The organism is Cellulophaga fucicola (assembly GCF_900119145.1).
In the GTDB taxonomy this organism is placed as follows: Bacteria; Bacteroidota; Bacteroidia; order Flavobacteriales; family Flavobacteriaceae; genus Cellulophaga; species Cellulophaga fucicola.
Genome location: NZ_FPIY01000001.1, coordinates 511,145 through 529,365, shown reverse-complemented (window position 1 = coordinate 529,365; position 18,221 = coordinate 511,145). Strand labels below are relative to the sequence as shown.

The window sequence follows — 18,221 nt, the reverse complement described above, 5'->3', positions numbered from 1 at the left end:
AGTATTTGTTTATTTTAAACCACGTGCTTTTAACATTGGCTCAATTTTTGGGTCGCTACCTCTCCAGTTTTTATACATTGCTTCTAGATCTACAGTGTTTCCTCTAGAAATAACCATATCTCTAAAACGTTGTCCATTTTCACGAGTTAAACCTCCATTGTTTTCAAACCAATTGTACGCATCATGATGCAACATTTCTGTCCATAAATAAGAATAATACCCAGCAGCATATCCACTACCAAATATGTGTGCAAAATAAGTAGATCTGTAACGTGGTGGTACAGCGCTTACAACATCTAATTTTGTTTTGTGCAATGCATCTTTTTCAAAAGCATTTGCAGCGGTAACATTTGCATTTGCAGCAATAGTATGCCATTGCATATCTAAATTAGAAGCAGCAAGGTTTTCTGTTAAACTATATCCTTGATTAAACGTACCAGCCTTTTTAATTTTATCTAGTAAAGCCTGTGGTATTTGCTCTCCTGTTTTATAATTTAAAGCATAGTTTTTTAATATTTCTGGATATAATGCCCAGTTCTCGTTAAACTGAGAAGGAAACTCTACAAAATCTCTAGCTACAGCTGTACCAGATAAAGAAGGATATTCTTGATTTGCAAAGAAACCATGTAATGCATGTCCAAATTCATGAAACATTGTACTAACTTCATCATACGTTAACAAAGCAGCATCACCTTCTGCTGGTTTAGGGTAGTTACATACATTATATATAACAGGTTTTTTATTGTATAAATGAGACTGCGTCACAAAATTACTCATCCAAGCACCACCCCTTTTACTAGGTCTTGCAAAGTAATCGGCATAAAACAATCCTAATTGATCTCCGTTTTCTTCAAATAACTCATATACCATAACATCTTTATGGTAGGTTGGTATATCTTTACGTTCTTTAAAGGTAATACCGTATAGTTTTTCTGCTGCGTAAAAAACACCTTTTTCTAAAACAGTTTTTACTTCAAAATATGGTTTAATAGCACTCTCATCTAAGTCGTACTTTTCTTTTTTAACCATTTCTGCGTAACGGTTCCAATCCCAAGCTTCTAAAGTAAAATCTTCTCCATTCTTGGTAATCATTTTTTGAATTTCAGAAGCTTCATTCTTTGCTTTTGCTGTAGCAGCGGGTATTAAGCCATTAAACATATTAATTACATTTTCTGGTTTCTCTGCCATAGTTCCTTGTAAACTCCACTCTGCGTAGTTAGCAAAACCTAATAAAGCGCCTTTTTTAGCTCTTAATTCTGCTATTTGCGTAATTATCGTTTTTGTATCATTTTTAGATCCGTCTGCTCTAGTCCAAGATGCTTTAAATACTTTTTCTCTAGTAGCTCTATTTTCTAAGCTTTGTAATAATGGTTGTTGCGTTGTATTTAATAATGGAATTTTCCACCCTTTACCATCTTTATTTTCTAAAGATTTTAATTGTGATTCCGTTAAACCAACTAAATCTTCTTTATTAGTAAATACTAGAGCTCCGTCATTATTAGCAGCTAATAATGTTTTATTAAAGGTATTAATAAGTGTAGCTAACTTAGTATTGTATGTTTTTAGTGTCTCTTTATCTGCCTCACTTAAGTTTGCTCCTGCTTTTTCAAAGGCTTCAAAATAAGTCTCTAATAATTTATTAGATTCTGGATCTAAAACCAAGCTATCTCTTTTTACATAAAGCTCTTTAACTCTCTTAAATAACTTTTCGTTTAAGTAAATACCATCTTGCAATTCAGAAAACTTTGGAGCCATTTCTTCCTGTACCGCCTGCAATTCATCATTGGTATGCGCACCTGTAAGTCCAGAAAATACATTTTGTACACTTTGTAATAATGTACCACTCTTTTCTAATTCTAAAATAGTATTATCAAAAGTTGCTGGCTCTGTATTATTTGCAATTTTAGCTACGGCTTCATTCTGTGCAGCTATACCTTGTTGCAATGCAGGCTTAAAATGTTCGTTTTTAATTAACGTAAAGTCCGGTGCACCATAAGGTAATTTACTCTCTATTAGCAAAGGGTTTTCTGTTTTGTTCATAGTATTTTCGGTAGTTGTTTCTGTTTTTGTCTTACCATCTTTACAAGAGGCAAACAAAATAGTAACGAGTGCTACTGCATATATATTTTTCATTAATAATAGGTTTTAAAAATTGAATATAAAGATACTTTTGTTAGCAAGGCTATACTCTTAAAATTATCTTAATGTTTATTAGATTGTAAACAATAGAGCTGCTGTCTATATTCTTATTATTTTTGCATCTCATATTTGATTATACTTTATGCCTAAGCATCTTCATTATAAAATGTACAAGCCATACGGTGTACTTAGTCAGTTGGCGACGAATGACACAAATCAACTTAAAAAAAAGTTTTTATCAGAATTTTATACTTTTACTGATGGTATAATGCCCATTGGTCGTTTAGATGAAAAATCTGAAGGTCTACTTTTACTCACAACAGATGGTAAATTAAGTGATACTATAAATAGATCTGGTATAGAAAAAGAATATTACGCACAATTAGATGGTTTAATTACTGCTGATGCTATTCAAAAATTAGAAAATGGAGTAGAAATTGGCTTAAATGGTACCACATATACTACAAATTCTTGCAATGTTAAGCTTATTGATGAACCTGTGCATTTACCAAAACCAGATTCTAAAATTAGATTAGGTAGACACAGACCTAACAGCTGGATTAGCATTTCTATAACTGAAGGCAAATATAGACAAGTCCGTAAAATGACTGCATCGGTTGGCTTTCCAACACTACGTCTTGTACGTGCACGCATCGCAGACATTACATTAGATAACCTTACTCCTGGCCAAATAATTAGCATCCAAATTTAGTCCTTTTTTTAACGTCTATGTTAATTTGATATTAAATAACGTTAAAAAAAAGAATGAACATTCATTTTTATATATCTTTGTACTATCAAAACAAAGACATGAAATTAATTTGGAACATTTTAAAACTACTTCTTGCTGTATTTATGATATATGCAGGTAGTCAGCATTTTGTAAATCCAGACTTTTTTAATCCATTTGTGCCAGATGTATTGGTTTTTAAAACCTTTATTATTTATGCCTCAGGAATTTTAGAAGTTACTTTGGGTGTCTTATTACTTTTTCCAAAATTTACTAAAAAAGCTGCATTAGCAATTTGTATTTTAATGTTACTTTTTTTACCAATACACATTTGGGATGTGTTTTCAGACACACCGGCAATTGGTAGTCACGAAGCCGCATTAATAAGATTACCTATTCAGCTAATTTTAATTGCTTTGTCTTATAAATTATATAAAATTAAAGCATAATGGCAAAATTACAAAAGAGTATAGATAAACGTAATGCACTTATTAAAGCAACAATAGAGTTGGTTAATAACAATGGTTTCCACGCTACTCCTATGTCTAAAATTGCCAAAATGGCAAATGTTTCACCAGCTACTATATACTTGTATTTTGAAAACAAACAAGATTTAGTAAACAAGACATATATAGAGGTTAAAGAAAAATTTACTGCATATGCCTTTGAAACTTTTGAAGAAAGTATGTCTGTGGAAGAAGGTTTTAAATTGATTTGGAATAGAATTGCCGATTTTAAATTTAAACATTGTGAAGAGGCAATGTTTTTAGCACAGTGTGATAACACACCAATGATAGACGAACCTAGTCGAGAAGTTGGCATAAAGCATTTTCAGACCTTGTTAGATTTATGGGGAAGAGGTAAAAAGGAAGGTTTAATAAAACCAATGTCAGATCATATTTTATATGCATACACAATTATACCGTTATCATTTTTAATTATTTCTCAAAAAAGAGGAGCAATTACATTAACTAAGGAGCATATAGAACAGTCTTATTTGGCGGCTTGGAATAGCATTAAAGCATAAAAAAAATAGATAAACTAAATATATAATACAGAAAAAATGGAATTATTAGATAAATTAAATTGGAGATACGCTGCTAAAGCAATGAATGGTGAAAAAGTAGCTGAAGACAAAATTGACAGAATTATTGAAGCAGCGCGTTTAGCACCAACATCTAGTGGCTTACAACCTTTTGAAATTTTTGTAGTAAAAAATCAAGAAATTAAAGAAAAAATTAAGCCAATAGCTTGGAACCAATCTGTAATTACAGACTGTTCTCACCTATTAGTTTTTGCTGCTTGGGATACCTATACTCCTGAACGTATTAATAGAATGTTCGATTTAACTAACGATATCCGTGGCTTTAAAAACGAAGGTTGGGAAAACTACAGAAAAATGTTGTTAGATATGTACCCACAAAGAGATGCAGAAGAAAACTTTAATCACGCTGCAAAACAAGCGTACATTGCTTTTTCTCACTCAATTATAGCTGCTGCTTTTGAAGGTGTAGATGCTACTCCGTTAGAAGGTTTTGATCCTGCTTCAGTAGACGAAATTTTAGGATTACGCGAAAAAGGATTACGTAGTGCAGTTTTGTTACCATTAGGATACAGAAAAACAGAAGAAGATTGGTTAGTAAATTTAGTTAAAGTACGTAATAGTACAGAAGATTTAGTAACTGTAATAGAATAAAAACAAAAATTATGATTCAGACAATTTTATTAAAAAACAGACCTGAGGGGAAGCCTTCAGTATCAGATTTTGAATTTGTAAAGGATGAATCTGATGTAACGATTAAAGATGGTGAGTTGCTTTTAGAAACAACTTACGTATCTGTAGATCCTTACTTAAGAGGAAGAATGAGCGATGCAAAGTCTTATGTCCCTCCTTTTGAGTTAAATAAACCAGTACATTCTGGTGTTGTTGCAAAAGTACTTGCTTCTAAAAATGACAATTTTAAAGAAGGAGATTTTGTTTCCGGAATGTTAGACTGGAAAACAAAGCAAATATCTAACGGCGAAGGCCTATTAAAAGTAGATGGTTCTAAAGCTCCTTTAAGCACATACTTAGGTGTTTTAGGAATGACTGGCTTAACTGCTTACTTAGGCTTAAACCAAATAGGAAAACCTAAAGCTGGCGAAACACTTGTTGTTTCTGGTGCTGCTGGTGCTGTTGGTAGTGTTGTTGGCCAAATAGGAAAAATTCTTGGACTTAATGTAATTGGTATTGCAGGTACAGATGAAAAAGTAGAAATGCTTAAGTCTAAATTTGGTTTTGATGCTGCTATAAATTACAATACTACTAAAGATATGAAAGCTGCAATTGCAGCAGCTGCTCCAAATGGTGTAGATATCTATTTTGATAATGTAGGCGGACCAATATCTGATGCAGTGCTTTTTAATATTAACAAGTTTGCAAGGATGATTATTTGTGGAGCAATATCTGTATATAATAATACCGAATTACCGCAAAGTATAAGTGTACAACCATTTTTAGTTAAAAACAGCGCCTTAATGCAAGGGTTTATTGTATCTAACTACGCAGATAAGTTTCCTGAAGCAATGAAGGAATTATCAACTTGGTTAGCAGAAGGTAAATTAACCTATACTGAAACCGTTGTCAACGGCTTTGAAAATATCCCAAGTGCTTTTATCGATTTATTCGATGGAAAAAACAAAGGAAAAATGATTGTGAAAATTTAAGAATTAGATTTTTATCAACTTAAAAAACAAAGAAAATGAATAATTTTGAATATAAAAACCCAACTAAAATAATATTTGGGAAAAATACTATAGAAAAATTAACTACAGAAATACCAGCAGATGCTAAAGTTTTATTACTTTATGGTGGTGGTAGCATTAAGAAAAACGGAATTTACGACCAAGTAAAAACTGCTTTAGCAAAAGTAGATATTATAGAGTTTGGTGGTATTCCTGCAAATCCTGAGTATTCTATTTTAATGGATGCTTTAAAAGTAATTAAGGACGAAAAAATCACCTATTTATTAGCAGTCGGTGGTGGTTCTGTTATAGACGGAACTAAATTTTTATCTGCTGCTGCTTTATATGATGGTGCAGAACCTTGGGATATGCTAAAAAACAAGGAACGTCCTAGCAAAGGGTTACCTTTTGGAACTGTATTAACTTTACCAGCAACAGGATCTGAGATGAACTCTGGGTTAGTTGTATCTAGAAAAGAAACCAAAGAAAAACTTTCTATGGGCGGACCAGCATTGTTCCCAACCTTTTCTATACTTGATCCACAGGTAATTACGTCTATACCACAACGCCAATTAGCAAATGGTATTACAGATGCTTTTACACACGTTTTAGAACAGTATATGACCTACCCTGCCGGTGGTTTATTACAAGATCGTTTTGCAGAAAGTATTTTACAAACTTTGGTAGAAGTTGCACCTACAGTGGTTAAAGACCCTACAAACTACGAAGCTGCATCTAACTTTATGTGGAGTTGTACAATGGCTTTAAACGGGTTAATACAACAAGGAGTTCCTGGAGATTGGGCTATACATATGATGGGTCACGAGTTAACTGCTCTTTTTGGAATAGACCATGCAAGAACATTAGCTGTAGTTACTCCTAGTCACTACAAATATAATTTTGAAGCTAAAAAAGAAAAATTAGCTCAATATGCAGAACGTGTTTGGAATGTAACTGAAGGTAGTACAGACGATAAAGCATATGCTGCAATAGAGAAAACTGAAGCTTTTTTCCACCAGTTAGGTATAGACACTAAATTATCTGATTACACAAAAGATTACGAAGGTACTGCCGAAGAAATTGCAAAACGTTTTACAGAACGTGGTTGGAAATTAGGAGAGCACCAAGCGTTAATGCCAGAAGACGCGGAAAAGATTGTGAAAATGGCATACTAAATAAGTTTAATGAATTTTATTAAAACAACAGTTATTGCGCTAGTAATACTAACAGTTACAGCTTGCAATAACAAAAAAGAGCAACAATCTTCTGAAAAAGTTTCAGAAGAAAAAACAGAACTTAAAAAAGATAAAAAAATGAAAGTATTATTTGTATTAACATCTCACGATAAATTAGGAGATACGGGTAAAAAAACAGGATTTTGGGTAGAAGAATTTGCAAACCCATATTACAACCTATTAGATAAAGGTGCCGAAATTACTTTAGCAACACCAAAAGGTGGAGCTGCTCCAATAGATCCAAGTAGTGATTCGCCAGATGCTGCTACTGAAGATACAGAGCGTTTTAACAACGATGCAGATGCAAAAGCTAAAATTGCAAATACAAAAGTTTTAGCAGATATGAATGCAGATGATTTTGATGCTGTATTTTATCCAGGTGGTCACGGACCGTTATGGGATTTAGCTAATGACGAAAAATCTATTGCGTTAATTGAAAAATTTAATGCTCAGAAAAAACCAGTAGCATTTGTTTGTCACGCTCCTGCTGCTTTAAAAGGTGTTAAAGGTACTGATGGTAATCCTTTAGTAAAAGGTAAAAAAGTAACTGGTTTTACAAATACTGAAGAAGCTGCTGTACAACTTACAGATGTTGTTCCGTTTTTAGTTGAAGATATGCTAAAAGAAAACGGCGGTATTTATTCTAAAAAAGAAGATTGGGCTGCTTATGCAATTCAAGATGGTAACTTAATTACAGGACAAAACCCAGCTTCGTCTGAGTTAGTTGCTGAAAAATTAGTTGCAGAATTAAAGAAATAAAAGATTCCATTTTTTCTAAAAAGGGCGTGTACACACTTAGTTTACACGCTTTTTTTTATGCATAAATTACAAGTAGATCTGTTAACTTATGCACATAAAAAAAAGCTTTGTAATAAATAGTAACTATTTATTACAAAGCTTTTTACGAAACATAACTTAAATTAATAAGTTACTATGCTTCTTGTGTTGTTTTTTTAGACTTACGGTACATATAAGAATCAAATATATTACGTTTTGCAAAACGATAAATCTTATCAGAATTAATCATTTTTACATATATCTTTTTTGGAACTCCAAAATACTCATATGTAGTACCATCCAAAAAGGTAACTTCTAAAAGCTGACCATTATGTTGAAAATCTAAAATACCAGATGCAGATGTAAGAGTCTTGTACTCTTCTGCATTTGCTGCTTTAGTTTCTGGTGCAATACTCACTAGAAAATGGTAACCATCTATAATTTGTCTACTTTTAATTTCTGCCTCTTCACGTTTAGCATCACCCTCTTGAAATTTATCTGGGTGCCATTCTTTTACTAAATTTCTATAACTAGTTTTTAATGATTTTAGCTCTATGTTATTCTCAACAGAGAACATTTTTTTATACTCATTAATACGTTTCATACGGATACTTTTTTTTAACCAGCCGCGAAATTACATCTTTTTAATTGATAATCAATCTATAAAGCAGTTAAGAATTCTTATTTTCTTTTAGAAAAGGGTCTAATTATTAAACCTAAAGGTCTATCGTACGTAAAGTAGTTTGTCATCCAGCCCATAAAAGCAGATATTTTGTTTTTAAAACCAACTAGTGACATAATATGTATAAACATCCAAACCAACCAAGCAAACGTTCCTTGAAACTTCCATTTAGGTAAATCTACAACCGCTTTTTTTCGGCCAATTGTTGCCATTACACCTTTATTCTTATACTCAAAGGGCTGCAAAGGTTTATTATCACATAGGTTTATTATGTTTTTAGCTAAGTGCGTACCTTGTTGCTGTGCTACAGGAGCTAGCATTGGTAGCCCATTAGGTTCTTCATTAGAAATATGTGCAGCAACATCACCAATAGCAAAAATATTATCTGTTTGTAAAATTCGATTGTATTTGTCTACAGCAATACGGTTACCACGTATTATAGAATCGTTTGGTAAACCATCTATAGGGGCTGCTTTTACACCTGCTGTCCAAATAACAGTGTCTGTATAAAAGCTTTTATCATCTATCTCTAGCTTATTGTCTTTATAAGAGCTTACTCTAGAGTTTAAATGCACATTAACACCAAGATTGGTTAAATACGTTAAACTTTTAGCAGAAGCCTCTTTAGACATTGCATTAAGCAGATTAGGAGAAGCCTCGTACAAGTTGATACTCATTTTAGAGATATCTAAATCTGGAAAATCTTTTGGTAATACGTGTTTTTTCATTTCTGCTAAAGCACCAGCCAATTCTAAACCTGCTGGTCCGCCACCAACAATAGCAATATTTAAGATTTCATCTAAAGGTTCTTTATCTTTTTTAGCCAATGCTTTTTCTAAATTCTGAAAAATATAGCTTCTTAAGTTTAAAGCATCTGGTATAGACTTTAAGGTGAGTAACTCATCCTTGATAGGTTCAAAATTGAAGAAATTGTTTTGACTCCCAGTTGCAATTACTAAATAATCGTAATTAATTGTACCTATAGAGGTTTCTAGTTCTTTAGTTTCTGGGTTAACAGAAACCACATTAGCCATTCTAAAAGTAACATTTTTGTATCCTCTAAAAATACGCCTAACTGGATACGCTATACTATCTGGCTCAAGACCTCCTGTAGCAATTTGATACATTAGAGGCTGAAAATTATGGTAGTTATTTTGATCTATTAGACGAACGTCTACATTTTTATTTTTAAAAGCTTTTGCTATGGTTATACCGCCAAAACCAGCACCTATAACTACGACTCTTTTTCTATTTCCCATAAGTTTAAATTGTACTATAAAGATACAAAATATGGTTCTTTTTAAAGGCGAGATAAAACCCTATTTTACGTTAAAATAGATGCAATAAAAAAGAGCCTATTCAAATAAATGAATAGGCTCTTTGTTTAAAGCTTTTACTAGTATATGTTATAAAACTCTTACGTTTGCTGCATTTAAACCTTTCTTACCTTCTGTAACATCGTATTCAACTTCATCGCCTTCACGAATTTCGTCTACTAAACCAGAGATGTGTACAAAGATGTCATTACCTGAACCTTCTTCTGTGATAAAACCAAATCCTTTTTCATCGTTGAAGAATTTAACTGTTCCTTTACTCATTGTATTGTATTTATAATAATTAATTTAGACAAAAATAATACATAAGAATAAGATTACCAAATATTTTTAAACACTTTAGAATCAGTTAACTTAAAGTTAATACAGTGGCAATATTTAAGTATTGTTTTACTCTTTTGTCTGCCTTATATCTCTTATATATTAGCCAGTTAAATAAAGGTTTTAATATTAATTGCAGATTTAAAACTAATTAAGCTTCTCCCCTTGCTGGATAATCTGCTTTTAAAATATAATCTATTCCTCCTAAGACGTCTCTAAATTCTGGACGCCCAAATGGCATAGATTGTATAGACTCCCAATATACTATACTATCTGCTGTTAATAAAAATAAGCCTGGTTCTGCAAAAAATTCTGGTTCCTGCTTTATTCCACTAGAAATAAATAAACCCCATTTTCTTGCTTCATCAATAGATAAACCATAACCAAGTGGAATATCATCAATAGCCCATTCATTATGTGTTGCTTTTGCTATCTCTTCTGTATCTGTACTAATAGCTATAACATTAACCCCACGTTCTGTAAATTTAGGAAGCGATTTTTGCAATTGCTCTAATTGTTTTTGACAAACAGGACAGTGCTTACCTCTATAAAAAAGAATTAAAGTAAAATTTTCTGGCGACTGTTCACTCAACTTCCAAGTAGTATCATTTACCAATTTAATACTTAATTCCGGTGCTTTTTCTCTAGGTTTTATCATTCTATATTATTTTTAAAATTTGTTATACATATAGTTTTACTAATGAAAACATCAATATTTTATAATTTACAAAAAGAGAAAACCAATAAAGAGCATTTAACAAACCCTAACAGAATTTTAACTTCTATTTAAAATTACCAATCTATAGGTCTGTAATCTTTTAAGAATTTACCACTCCAATGCTTACCTGTATTAATACCATCTATTAACGGATCCATTACACGTGCTGCACCATCTACTATATCTAGTGGTGGCTGAAAATCATGTAACTCTACCTTTCTTTTAGATAGTTCTGCAGGATCTTCATCTGTAACCCAACCAGTATCTACAGCATTTATATAAATACCATCTTTTGCTAAACTACCAGCAGCAGTATGTGTAAGCATATTTAATGCTGCTTTAGCCATATTAGTGTGCGGATGTCTGTCTTCTTTAAAGAATCTATGGAATTTACCTTCCATAGCAGAAACATTTATAATGTGTTTTTTACCCGTATTCTCCTTTTTCATTACTTCAGAAAGACGATTGCATAATACAAATGGTGCAACAGAGTTTACCAACTGTACTTCTATCATTTCTGTAGTTTCTATTTCTCCAAGTTTTAAACGCCAGCTATTTGTTTTACGTAAATCTACTTGTTGTAAATCTGCGTCTAACTCACCTTCTGGGAAAACTTCTGATGTTTGTAATGAATTGTCAAAACTATATGGTATTTGAGATAATTTTGCTGAAGCTCTAATTCCTATTCCTGGTTCTGGTCCGTGCCAAGTTACTGGCATATTTTTGTTTGGTGATGCACCAGAGGTTAAAGCTTTTAACTCTTGCATACATCCTAAGTGATCTTGTAATAAATCTGCAGCGTACTTTGGTAAATCTGAAATTGGCCTTTCTTCATTTGCCATTAAGTGCGTATAAAAACCTGCTGGTCTACGTACTGTTTGCGCCGCATTATTAATAAGAATATCTAAATTTTCGTACTTCTGTTCTATAAAATTACAGAAGATCTCTACACTTGGTATGTGTCTTAAATCTAATCCGTGAATTTTTAAACGATGTCCCCATTGTGTAAAATCTTCTTCTTTAGAAAAACGTAAAGCAGAATCTACCGGAAATCTTGTTGTTGCAACTACAGTAGCTCCTGCACGCAATAACATTAATGTAATATGGTACCCGATTTTTAATCTAGAACCTGTAATTACTGCAACCTGACCTTTTAAATCTGTAGTTTGGAAACGTTTAGCATAGTTAAAATCTCCACAGCTAGTACACATTTGATCATAAAAATGGTGCAATTTGGTAAACATATCTTTACAGACATAGCAGTTTCTTGCCGACTCTAACTCTAGATTTTTTTGATTAGATAAATCTGCCTCTGGCAACAATTTAGGTGCAACAAAAACTACGGCTTCACGTGCACTACGTATACCAGTTTCTTTACGAGCATTACGATCTCTAGCATCTTGCTTACGCTTTTGCGCCTTTTTAGCATCTTTTTTTCGGCGAGAAAACTCTTCTCTACTTGGTCTAGAAAGTTGACCAGCAGCTTTAATTAAAGTTGTTCTTTTGTCTTTCGAAATTTCAAAAATTTCATCTGTATTGGTAATTAAGTGCTCTAAAACAGAGATACACTTATCTATTTCTTCTTGTGATAATGCATTATCTGCATTAGTATTCTCCTCTTTCATACATTAAATAATACTAATTCTAACTTTCTTCTTCTTCAACCTGGTATTGCTTAATTCTTCTACAAGTCTAGGTGCTATATCGGCAGGTACAGATACAAACGTACAGTCTTGTTTTAGCTCTATAACTCCTAATTGATCTTTGCTAATCTTTCCTTGTTTAAAAAACAGACCGGCAATATCTCCTTTAGATATTTTATCTTTTCTTCCTCCAGAAATAAATAGAGTTGTCCAGTATGGTGGTTTTCTAGTACCTGTTTTACTAATTTTTGCTACTGGTACATTTTTTATAAAATCTGGTAAATTCTCTTCTTCCCATTTTAAAATATAGGCTGTTCCTTTAGAGTTTACACGTGCAGTTCTTCCGTTTCTGTGTATAAATTCTTCATTTTTATAGGGTAACTCGTAATGTATAATATATTTCATTTCTGGAATATCTATACCACGTGCAGCTAAATCTGTAGCAATAATTACATCATAGGTTCCGTTTCTAAATTTTAGTAAAGAACGTTCTCTATCTTTCTGCTCCATATCGCCATGGAAACAGCCGTGAGTAATATTGTTTTTATCTAAAAATTTGCTAACCCCTTTTATACTTTCTCTTAAATTACAAAAGATAATTCCTGGACTATTGCCCTCGTGATTAAGTAAATTTAGTAGTGTTCTTAGTTTATCTCTATTAGGAGAAACCACTGTTTTAACTGCTAACTTATTTGTATTTTCTTTTAAATAATCTATAGTAACAGCCTTATCTAAACGCACAAATTTAGGTATTGTAACACCTTGTGTAGCAGATGTTAAAATACGCTTATTTAAAGCAGGCAATAAATTAATTATATATTTCATTTCTTCTTCAAAGCCTGTTTCTAAAGACTTATCAAACTCATCTAAAACTAACGTTTTAATAAAATTTGTAGAAAAACGTTCGTTATCAAAATGATCTGCAATTCTACCAGGTGTACCAATTAATATTGCTGGTATATGTTTAAGCTCTATCTTATCTTTAGACATTGCTCTACCACCGTACACAGCATTTACTTTGTAACCAGACCCCATAGAACGTATAACCTGTTCTATTTGTATAGCTAGCTCTCTAGAAGGTACTAAAATTAAAGCTTGAATTTCTTCTAACTCTGGATCTAACTTATCTATTAAAGGCAATAAAAACGCAAGTGTTTTTCCTGTTCCTGTAGGTGATAAAAGTACCGTATTAGTGGTATTTTTTATTACAGAAAGCGCCTCTTCCTGCATTGGGTTTAATTGATGAATATTTAACTTTTCTAAAATGTCTGCCCTATTCTTAATTATATTTGCCATACTATTTTTTGTTCTATTAAAACGTAAAGTTTTTGTCTTCTGATGAAACAGAACCTATATTTTTAGTTTGTCCTAAATGGTTTGCTAGTATCTTATCTACTAATTCTTCTTTTGTTAAATGATGAAATACAGTGTGTATTTTATCTCTAAACTCTGTAGGTATAGTATGATTAGGTTTTGTTTTAAAAATCTTTTTAGCCCAAAGCAAACTATTATTTTCTTCTATACTAGCTGCATCTGCTTTTTTAAATTTAGTAAATTTAAGTCCTAATTCGTTTTCAAAGTCTGCTATTTCTTTTTCTTCTTCTTTTTGTAAAACGGTTAATGAAAATCCGTTTGCACCAGCCCTAGCCGTACGGCCACTTCTGTGTACATACGTCTCATAAACATCTGGCAAATGGTAATTTACAACATAAGATATCTCTTTTACGTCTAAACCACGTGCTGCTAAATCTGTAGCAACTAGTATTTTTATATGCCCTTCTCTAAACTGCCCCATAATACGGTCACGAATAGGCTGTGTTAAACTACCGTGCAAGGCACCAGAAGAAAATTTATGGATAGCTAAGTTTTTAGCAAGCTTGTTTACAGCTGCTTTTGTTTTACAAAAAATAATACCTCTTTCGCCTTCTCTAGAGTTTAAAAAATGCATTAAAACATCTAATTTCTCTATTGGCTCTACTACTACGTATTGGTGATCTATACTTGTATTACCAACGGTCTCCATATTTACGCTTACCTGCGTTACGTGTTTAGATAAGTAATTTTGCACCATTTGCTTAATGGCGCCAGGCATTGTTGCTGTAAACAAAATTGTTCTCTTTTCTTTTGGCAAAGCAGCTACAATAGTATCTAAACCATCTTTTAAAGAGGTCACCATTTCATCTGCTTCATCTAAAACAAGATATTTAGCCTCTTTTATATTGATAGCATTTCGTTTTAATAAATCTATTAATCTACCAGGAGTAGCAATTACGATATGTGTATCTTGTGTTAAACGTTCTATTTGTGGTTTTATAGGTGTTCCACCGCAAACAGATGCTATAGAAACTTCTGGCACATATTTACCAAAAGCGCTTAAATTACTATAAATTTGTTGTCCTAATTCTCTTGTAGGAACAACAATTACAGCTTGTATATTGTTATTTTCTGTGTCTATTAATTGTATAAGTGGTAACCCAAAAGCAGCTGTTTTACCCGTTCCTGTTTTTGCAAGACCAACAAAATCTTTGTTAGACTCTAATAAAACAGGTATAGATTTTATTTGTATTTCTGTAGGAGTAGTAATCTCTAATTCGGCTAAACTTTTTTGAAGAGGTGCATTTACACCCAGTTTAGAAAACTTTTTTGACATAATATAATTTTGCACAAAGATAGGTACTCTTTTTACTAGAATACAGAAAAAAGTAGCCTATCTAATTAGATATCATCTTACATTTGTAAAAAATAGCTGTAGTGCATCCAAAAAACTTACATAATTCGCCTTATCAATTTAAAGAATTAATAGAAAAACATTCTGCTCTAGAAACGTTTGTTTTTAAGAACCAATACGGAAATAAGACTATAGATTTTGCTAACCAACTAGCTGTTATAGCTCTTAACAAGGCTTTATTAAAGTTACATTACAATATTAGCTCTTGGGATATTCCAGAAAATTACCTCTGTGCTCCTATTCCTGGACGCGCAGATTACATACATTATATAGCAGATATAGTTGCTAAAGAAAATATACAAGAACCTATTAAGGGTTTAGATATTGGTGTTGGTGCAAACTGTATTTATCCCATTTTGGGGAGTCAAATTTACAATTGGCAAATGGTGGGTTCTGATATTAATACTGTAGCCGTAGAATCTGCAACTAAAAATGTAAACGCTAATTCTAATTTAGTTGATAAAATTGACATTAGACACCAGAAAGATAATGCCAACATTTTCTCTGGAATAATAAAACCTAATGAAAAATTCCATTTTACAATGTGTAATCCACCTTTTCATGCATCAAAAAAAGAGGCTACTAAAGGTACAATGCGTAAACTTAAAAATCTTGGATTAAAAAAGAATAACCTAGAACTTAATTTTGGTGGTATAGCAAATGAGCTTTGGTGTAATGGTGGTGAAGCACTGTTTTTAAAGAGGCTAATAAAAGAAAGCGTACTATTTAAAAATAATGTTACATTTTTTACAAGCCTAGTTTCTAAAAGTGAAAACCTGCCAAAACTAGAAAAACAATTAACAAAATTAAAAGCTACTCATTTTATAGTTCCAATGGAACAGGGTAATAAAAAAAGTAGAATATTAGTATGGAGATTTTAATGGTTTTAAAGAGAACCTCAAATTTCTAGTTTCATCACTTATCTTTACCTTTGCAAGGCTTAAAATTATAGAATGCATAAAATACACACTAAAACACTTCAAGACCTAGAATTTAATACCGTATTAGAGCACATTAATTTGCGCTGCAGTACCGAATTAGGTAAGGAATTAGCTTTAGAGATAGTACCTTTTAGTAGTAAAGAAGAGATTCTAGAACATTTAGGTAAAACAAATGAGTATGTTGCATCTTACGTAAACGAAAACCGTATTCCTAATCACGGTTTTGACAGTATTACCAAAGAATTATACTTATTAAAAATAGAAAATGCCACTTTAGAAATTGGTGGATTTAAAAAAATAGGAAGTATTTGTAGCACTATTGTTATACACACCAAATTCTTTAAAAAATTTAAAGAATACTACCCGCTACTTTTTGCTAATGCAGAAACGCTAAATGTACTTCCGGAAATACCAAATGCAATAGATGCTATTGTAGATAAGTTTGGTGAAGTAAAAGACAAAGCTTCTAATAAATTATATGATATACGTAGAGAAATTAATGCTGTAAAAGGCAAAATTAATGGTAGTTTTTTATCTGCCTTAAACTCTTATAACTCTGCAGATTATTTAGATGAAATTAGGGAATCTGTAGTAGAAAACAGACGCGTTTTAGCTGTTAAAGCAATGTACCGTAAAAAGGTAAAAGGTGCTGTTATGGGTACATCTAAAACTGGTAGTATTGTTTATATAGAACCAGAAGCTACATTACGCCATAGTAGAGAATTAAACAATTTAGAGTTTGATGAAAAGGAGGAAGTAAATCGTATTTTAAAAGAATTAACGGCTGCTATTAGACCTTTTGATTATATTTTAGCTACATACCAAGAGTATTTAGCACAAATAGATATTACTGCTGCAAAAGCTAAATACGCACAAGACACCAAGTCTCTCTTGCCTAAAATTAGTGAAGAAAGAGAAATGTATTTGCGAGATGCTTACCACCCACTCTTGTATTTAACCAATACAAGAAAAAATGAAAAAACGTGGCCGCAAACTATAGAGCTAAAACAAGATAATAGAATTATAGTTATTTCTGGCCCCAATGCTGGAGGTAAAAGTATTACTTTAAAAACTATAGGGCTGCTTCAGGTAATGTTGCAAAGCGGAATGTTAATTCCGGTTCACGAACGTAGTACTGTTTGCTTATTTGAAAAAATATTGACCGATATAGGCGATAATCAATCTATAGAAAACCATTTAAGTACCTATAGTTATCGACTTAAAAATATGAATAACTTCTTAAAAAAGTGTAACGACAAAACACTCTTTTTAATTGATGAATTTGGTACAGGTAGTGATCCTGAACTTGGTGGTGCTTTAGCCGAAGCCTTTTTAGAAGTTTTTTATGAGCGTGGTGCTTATGGTGTAATTACTACACATTACGCCAATTTAAAAATGCTTGCTAACGAATTACCACACGCTACAAACGCTAATATGTTGTTTGATGCAAAAAGCTTAGAACCTACGTTTAAATTAATGTTAGGGCAAGCAGGTAGCTCTTTTACATTTGAAGTTGCTCAGAAAAACGGAATTCCTTATAGTTTAATTAATAAGGCTAAGAAAAAGATTGAACGAGGTAAAGTACGTTTTGATGCTACTATAGCTAAAATGCAAAAAGAGCGTAGTAAAATGGAAAAAACGGGTTCTAGGCTACAAGAAGAAGAAACCAAAGCTAGAGAAGAATCTAGACGTTTAGAAGAATTAAATAACAAAGTAAAATCTAAACTAGAAAATTACCAGGAATTATACGACCATAACCAACGTATGATTTACTTAGGCAATAAGGTTAATGATGCTGCCGAAAAGTATTTTCAGGATAATAAAAAAAAGGTAGTAATATCTGAATTATTGCGTATTGTAGAAACAGAAAATAGCAAACGAAAAAAGAAAACAACCAAAGAAGTTAAAGCTCTAAAGGTTAAAAAGAAACAAGTAGAAGAAGAAGTTGCTAAAAAGGTTGAAGTAATTCGTGAAAAGAAAAAGGTAGAAAAGAAAAAGGCTATTGTTAAGGAAAAACTTAAACCTAAATATGTCTTTAAAATTGGTGATAGAGTGCGTTTACTAGATGGTAAAGCTGTTGGTAGTATAGATAGCTTAGAAAAGAAAAAAGCGATTGTAAATTATGGTTTATTTACAACTAACGTAGATGTAGAAAAGTTAGAATTGGTACAGGCTAAAAAATAAACAGCCAGCATCAAGTATGAAGTTTAAAAAAACAACTTGAGAGGCCGACTGTTCCCCAACTTTTA

17 protein-coding genes are annotated in these 18,221 nt (G+C 32.2%); 9 read left to right on the top strand and 8 right to left on the bottom strand.

All coding sequences use genetic code 11. The annotated features are described in order from the left end of the window. Window positions 1–9: 9 nt before the first annotated feature. Window positions 10–2,133 carry a M3 family metallopeptidase gene (locus tag BT107_RS02310; protein WP_072302137.1) on the bottom strand — a complete coding sequence of 708 codons (2,124 nt, stop codon included), beginning with the start codon at window positions 2,131–2,133 and terminating at the stop codon, window positions 10–12. 172 nt (window positions 2,134–2,305) lie between these two features. Between BT107_RS02310 and BT107_RS02305 the strand changes: the two genes are divergently transcribed. The 7 genes from BT107_RS02305 to BT107_RS02275 all read left to right on the top strand — a co-directional run bounded on the left by BT107_RS02305 (window position 2,306) and on the right by BT107_RS02275 (window position 7,587). Continuing rightward, window positions 2,306–2,851 (top strand): pseudouridine synthase, encoded by a 546-nt coding sequence (locus BT107_RS02305; protein ID WP_425291836.1) that lies wholly within the window; start codon window positions 2,306–2,308, stop codon window positions 2,849–2,851. Between the two features lie 98 nt (window positions 2,852–2,949). Next, window positions 2,950–3,318: a DoxX family protein gene (locus BT107_RS02300; RefSeq protein WP_072302135.1), complete on the top strand. Its 369-nt coding sequence runs from the start codon at window positions 2,950–2,952 to the stop codon at window positions 3,316–3,318. Next, window positions 3,318–3,896: a TetR/AcrR family transcriptional regulator gene (locus BT107_RS02295; protein WP_072302134.1), complete on the top strand. Its 579-nt coding sequence runs from the start codon at window positions 3,318–3,320 to the stop codon at window positions 3,894–3,896. The genes BT107_RS02300 and BT107_RS02295 overlap by 1 nt, the downstream gene beginning before the upstream one ends. 36 nt (window positions 3,897–3,932) lie before the next feature. Then, complete coding sequence (locus BT107_RS02290; RefSeq protein WP_072302133.1) at window positions 3,933–4,565, top strand: NAD(P)H-dependent oxidoreductase; 633 nt, start codon at window positions 3,933–3,935, stop codon at window positions 4,563–4,565. 11 nt (window positions 4,566–4,576) lie between these two features. After that, window positions 4,577–5,575 carry an NADP-dependent oxidoreductase gene (locus BT107_RS02285; RefSeq protein WP_072302132.1) on the top strand — a complete coding sequence of 333 codons (999 nt, stop codon included), beginning with the start codon at window positions 4,577–4,579 and terminating at the stop codon, window positions 5,573–5,575. Window positions 5,576–5,610: 35 nt separating this feature from the next. Next, window positions 5,611–6,768 carry an iron-containing alcohol dehydrogenase gene (locus BT107_RS02280; RefSeq protein WP_072302131.1) on the top strand — a complete coding sequence of 386 codons (1,158 nt, stop codon included), beginning with the start codon at window positions 5,611–5,613 and terminating at the stop codon, window positions 6,766–6,768. Between the two features lie 9 nt (window positions 6,769–6,777). After that, the gene (locus BT107_RS02275) at window positions 6,778–7,587 is read left to right on the top strand and encodes a type 1 glutamine amidotransferase domain-containing protein (RefSeq protein WP_170854688.1); all 810 of its coding nucleotides are present in this window, start codon (window positions 6,778–6,780) and stop codon (window positions 7,585–7,587) included. Between the two features lie 172 nt (window positions 7,588–7,759). Here the strand turns inward: BT107_RS02275 and BT107_RS02270 are convergent, their stop codons facing one another. The 7 genes from BT107_RS02270 to BT107_RS02240 form a co-directional block, all read right to left on the bottom strand. Continuing rightward, window positions 7,760–8,209 carry a KTSC domain-containing protein gene (locus BT107_RS02270; protein WP_072302130.1) on the bottom strand — a complete coding sequence of 150 codons (450 nt, stop codon included), beginning with the start codon at window positions 8,207–8,209 and terminating at the stop codon, window positions 7,760–7,762. Window positions 8,210–8,286: 77 nt separating this feature from the next. Next, window positions 8,287–9,546, bottom strand: coding sequence for an NAD(P)/FAD-dependent oxidoreductase (locus BT107_RS02265; protein ID WP_072302129.1), 1,260 nt, complete (start codon window positions 9,544–9,546; stop codon window positions 8,287–8,289). Between the two features lie 147 nt (window positions 9,547–9,693). Beyond that, a complete protein-coding gene (locus BT107_RS02260; protein ID WP_072302128.1) occupies window positions 9,694–9,885 on the bottom strand; it encodes a cold-shock protein in 192 nt (63 codons plus the stop codon). 208 nt (window positions 9,886–10,093) lie between these two features. Next, window positions 10,094–10,600, bottom strand: a complete 507-nt coding sequence (locus tag BT107_RS02255; protein WP_072302127.1) for a peroxiredoxin-like family protein — start codon at window positions 10,598–10,600, stop codon at window positions 10,094–10,096. 134 nt (window positions 10,601–10,734) lie between these two features. Beyond that, entirely contained in the window at window positions 10,735–12,285 is a 1,551-nt protein-coding gene (locus BT107_RS02250; protein ID WP_072302126.1) for an SDR family NAD(P)-dependent oxidoreductase, read from the bottom strand. A gap of 3 nt (window positions 12,286–12,288) precedes the next feature. Continuing rightward, window positions 12,289–13,599 carry a DEAD/DEAH box helicase gene (locus BT107_RS02245; RefSeq protein WP_072302125.1) on the bottom strand — a complete coding sequence of 437 codons (1,311 nt, stop codon included), beginning with the start codon at window positions 13,597–13,599 and terminating at the stop codon, window positions 12,289–12,291. 16 nt (window positions 13,600–13,615) lie between these two features. Further along, window positions 13,616–14,953, bottom strand: coding sequence for a DEAD/DEAH box helicase (locus tag BT107_RS02240; RefSeq protein ID WP_072302124.1), 1,338 nt, complete (start codon window positions 14,951–14,953; stop codon window positions 13,616–13,618). A 101-nt stretch (window positions 14,954–15,054) separates the two neighbouring features. Between BT107_RS02240 and rlmF the strand changes: the two genes are divergently transcribed. Then, on the top strand, window positions 15,055–15,912 hold the full coding sequence (gene rlmF / locus BT107_RS02235) for a 23S rRNA (adenine(1618)-N(6))-methyltransferase RlmF (RefSeq protein ID WP_072302123.1): 858 nt from the start codon (window positions 15,055–15,057) through the stop codon (window positions 15,910–15,912). A gap of 72 nt (window positions 15,913–15,984) precedes the next feature. After that, window positions 15,985–18,156 carry an endonuclease MutS2 gene (locus tag BT107_RS02230; RefSeq protein WP_072302122.1) on the top strand — a complete coding sequence of 724 codons (2,172 nt, stop codon included), beginning with the start codon at window positions 15,985–15,987 and terminating at the stop codon, window positions 18,154–18,156. Window positions 18,157–18,221: the final 65 nt, after the last annotated feature.

Excerpts from the sequence above, each read along its gene's own strand:
- BT107_RS02310 (WP_072302137.1), bottom strand. The coding sequence starts at position 2,133 with ATGAAAAATATATATGCAGTAGCACTCGTTACTATTTTGTTTGCCTCT.
- BT107_RS02305 (WP_425291836.1), top strand. The coding sequence starts at position 2,306 with ATGTACAAGCCATACGGTGTACTTAGTCAGTTGGCGACGAATGACACA.
- BT107_RS02300 (WP_072302135.1), top strand. The coding sequence starts at position 2,950 with ATGAAATTAATTTGGAACATTTTAAAACTACTTCTTGCTGTATTTATG.
- BT107_RS02295 (WP_072302134.1), top strand. The coding sequence starts at position 3,318 with ATGGCAAAATTACAAAAGAGTATAGATAAACGTAATGCACTTATTAAA.
- BT107_RS02290 (WP_072302133.1), top strand. The coding sequence starts at position 3,933 with ATGGAATTATTAGATAAATTAAATTGGAGATACGCTGCTAAAGCAATG.
- BT107_RS02285 (WP_072302132.1), top strand. The coding sequence starts at position 4,577 with ATGATTCAGACAATTTTATTAAAAAACAGACCTGAGGGGAAGCCTTCA.
- BT107_RS02280 (WP_072302131.1), top strand. The coding sequence starts at position 5,611 with ATGAATAATTTTGAATATAAAAACCCAACTAAAATAATATTTGGGAAA.
- BT107_RS02275 (WP_170854688.1), top strand. The coding sequence starts at position 6,778 with ATGAATTTTATTAAAACAACAGTTATTGCGCTAGTAATACTAACAGTT.
- BT107_RS02270 (WP_072302130.1), bottom strand. The coding sequence starts at position 8,209 with ATGAAACGTATTAATGAGTATAAAAAAATGTTCTCTGTTGAGAATAAC.
- BT107_RS02265 (WP_072302129.1), bottom strand. The coding sequence starts at position 9,546 with ATGGGAAATAGAAAAAGAGTCGTAGTTATAGGTGCTGGTTTTGGCGGT.
- BT107_RS02260 (WP_072302128.1), bottom strand. The coding sequence starts at position 9,885 with ATGAGTAAAGGAACAGTTAAATTCTTCAACGATGAAAAAGGATTTGGT.
- BT107_RS02255 (WP_072302127.1), bottom strand. The coding sequence starts at position 10,600 with ATGATAAAACCTAGAGAAAAAGCACCGGAATTAAGTATTAAATTGGTA.
- BT107_RS02250 (WP_072302126.1), bottom strand. The coding sequence starts at position 12,285 with ATGAAAGAGGAGAATACTAATGCAGATAATGCATTATCACAAGAAGAA.
- BT107_RS02245 (WP_072302125.1), bottom strand. The coding sequence starts at position 13,599 with ATGGCAAATATAATTAAGAATAGGGCAGACATTTTAGAAAAGTTAAAT.
- BT107_RS02240 (WP_072302124.1), bottom strand. The coding sequence starts at position 14,953 with ATGTCAAAAAAGTTTTCTAAACTGGGTGTAAATGCACCTCTTCAAAAA.
- BT107_RS02230 (WP_072302122.1), top strand. The coding sequence starts at position 15,985 with ATGCATAAAATACACACTAAAACACTTCAAGACCTAGAATTTAATACC.